The 2,942-nt window shown below is 67.0% G+C and carries 2 protein-coding genes; both read left to right on the top strand.

Annotation, left to right across the window (positions count from 1 at the left end; all coding sequences use genetic code 11):
* Positions 1-1,969: Fe(3+)-hydroxamate ABC transporter permease FhuB (fhuB, locus tag EN893_RS26745; RefSeq protein WP_245490913.1), on the top strand; the 1,969-nt coding region annotated here is incomplete at its 5' end.
* A 109-nt stretch (positions 1,970-2,078) separates the two neighbouring features.
* Positions 2,079-2,942 (top strand): ABC transporter ATP-binding protein (locus tag EN893_RS26740; RefSeq protein WP_164901129.1); only part of this gene is annotated, 864 nt, incomplete at its 3' end.

Genomic DNA, 2,942 nt, shown 5'->3' with positions numbered 1-2,942 from the left:
CGACGGCATCGGCGCGTTCATCCTGCTGGTGGCCGTGCCCGCGGGCCTGGCACTGATGCTGACCATCTTCGATCTCATCAACCTTTTCCCGACGCACTTGTGGTGGCATGCGCTCACCGCTCCCGACACATCCGATCCAGCGCAGTTGCTGTATCGCTATGCCTTCCTCCCGCGTGTCGCCGTCAGCATGCTGGCCGGCGCGGCACTTGGTCTCGCCGGTGTCGTCATGCAGCATGTGCTGCGCAACCCGCTGGCCGAGCCGACCACGATCGGCACCAATGCCGGAGCGAGCCTCGCATTGGCGGCCGCCACCCTCTACGCACCATGGTTGCTGGAAGGTGGCCGCGAAGGCGTGGCGCTGGCTGGCGGCGCGCTCGCCACATCAGCCGTTTTCGCACTGGCGCGCGGGCGCAGCTTTTCGCCAGTGTCGATCATCATCGCCGGCCTCGTCGTCAGCCTCACTTTCGGCTCGGCCGGCGCGCTGCTGATGGCGCTCAACCGCGAATACACCGAGGAGCTGTTCATCTGGCAGAGCGGCTCGCTGGTGCAGAATGGCGACGCGGCGGTCCTTGTTCTGGCGCCATGGCTGCTGGCCGGCATCTGCGCCGCGCCCCTACTCTGGCGACCGCTACGCCTGCTCGACCTCAGCGACGACGGCGCGGCATCGCTCGGCACCCGGCCGGCCGTCATCCGCCTTGCCGGCATGACAGTCGCCGTCTCGCTTAGCGCGCTGGTCGTCGCCGAGGTGGGCGTCATCGGTTTCGTGGCGCTCGCCGCCCCGGCGCTGGCGCGGCTGGCCGGAGCGCGCACGCTTGGCCGCCGCCTGGTCTGGTCGCCGCTGGTCGGCGGTGCCCTGCTCTGGCTCACCTACCGGCTGGTGCAGCCTTTGCCGTTCACCGGCGAAATCCCCGCCGGCCCCGCGACCGCTTTGCTCGGCGCGCCGCTGCTGCTGTTCCTGTTGCCGCGACTGCGAACCACCCCCGAAAGGCAGGCCGACATGGTGTCGTCGATACGCCTGCCGACAAACCGCCTGCCGTTGATCGCGGGCCTGCTGGCGCTCATCCTCGCGGTTGTCCTCGCCATCGGCTTTGGCCGTGGCGCAGGCGGTTGGCACTGGATCGCATCCGCGGATTTGACCGAGCTGCTTGCCCTGCGCGCGCCTCGCGTCGTCGTCGCCCTGTCGGCGGGCGTCCTGCTCGCCGTCGCCGGCACGCTGATGCAGCGCATGACCGGCAACCCGATGGCCGCACCCGAGGTCCTGGGCATTTCCGGCGGCGCCTCTTTCGGCGTGCTGGCGCTGCTGCTGCTCAGCGACAGCTTCGACCGCTCAACAATGCTCGGCGCGGCCTTGGCGGGCGCCTTGCTGGCGCTGACGATCGTCGTGCTGGTCGGGCGACGCAATGCCCTGTCGCCGGAACGGCTGCTGCTTGCCGGCGTCGCCGTTGCGACGGTCGCGTCCGCCTTCGCCGCGCTGCTTCTGGCCAGCGGCGATCCGCGCATGGACTTCCTGCTCGCCTGGCTGTCGGGATCGACCTATCGCGCAACGCCAACGGATGCCTTCACCGCCGCAACGGTCGCGGTCACCGTCCTCGCGCTGGCGCCGCTGACCGCGCGCTGGCTCGATATACTGCCGCTCGGCGAAACCGCCGCGCGTGGCCTTGGCCTGCGACTGGGACGTGTTCGCGCCACATTGCTTGCGCTCACCGCATTGGCCACCGCAACCGCGACATTGGTCATCGGCCCGCTGAGCTTCGTCGGCCTGATGGCGCCGCACCTCGCACGCATGCTTGGCTTCCACCGCGCCGTGCCGCAGCTTCTGGCCTCGGCCATGACAGGCGGGCTGATCCTCGTTGCCGCCGACTGGGCAGGGCGGACGCTGATCTTTCCCTGGCAAGTGCCGGCCGGCCTCATCGCCGCCTTCGTCGGCGGCCCCTATTTCATGGCGCTGATGTGGAAAGGCAGGCAATGAAGTCCGTCCTGGCATATTGCCGCCCTTGCGCTGCCGATTGTAAGCAGCGCCCACCGATGACGGCCGGCGCGCTCACCGCGCCCGTCAAGACAGCTTGCGGTTCACCTCGATGATCAGACGTTTCCTTTCCTACTACGCGCCCTGGAAGGGGCTGTTCGCGCTCGACTTCTCCTGCGCGGTGCTGGCCGGCCTGCTTGAACTCGGCTTTCCCATGGCGGTCCGCACCTTCGTCGACCAGCTGCTGCCGCAGCAGGACTGGACCTTGATCATCATCGCGTCTGCCGGGCTGCTGGTGATTTACCTGCTCAACACCGTGCTGATGGCGGTCGTCACCTATTGGGGTCACATGCTCGGCATCAACATCGAGACCGAGATGCGGCGCAAGAGTTTCGACCATTTGCAGAAGCTGTCGTTCCGCTTCTACGACAACCACAAGACCGGCCATCTCGTCGGCCGTGTCACCAAGGACCTCGAGGAGATCGGCGAGATCGCCCATCACGGCCCCGAGGACCTGTTCATCGCCATCATGACCTTCGCCGGCGCCTTCGTGCTGATGTTCACGGTCAACATGCATCTGGCGCTGATCACGGCGGTGATCGTGCCTCTGATCGCCTGGGTGACGATGCGCTACGGCGACCGCATGGAGCGCAACTGGCAGGCGCTGTACCGGCGTGTCGGCGATTTCAACGTCCGCATCGAGGAGAATGTCGGCGGCATGCGCGTCGTCCAGGCCTTCGCCAATGAGGAGCATGAGCGCACGCTGTTCGCGCATGACAACCAGCGCTACCGCCAGACCAAGCTCGACGCCTACCGCATCATGTCGGCCAGCAATTCGCTGAACTATATGGGCATAAGGCTGATCCAGCTCGTGGTCATGATCGCCGGCAGCTATCTCGTCATCACGGGAGGCCTCAGCAATGGCGGCTTCGTCGGCTTCCTGCTTTTGGTCGGAGTCTTCGTACGGCCGATAGAG

It is taken from the genome of Mesorhizobium sp. M7A.F.Ca.CA.004.04.2.1 (assembly GCF_004022825.1).
Lineage (GTDB): Bacteria > Pseudomonadota > Alphaproteobacteria > Rhizobiales > Rhizobiaceae > Mesorhizobium.
This window is presented reverse-complemented; position numbering and strand designations above follow the sequence as displayed.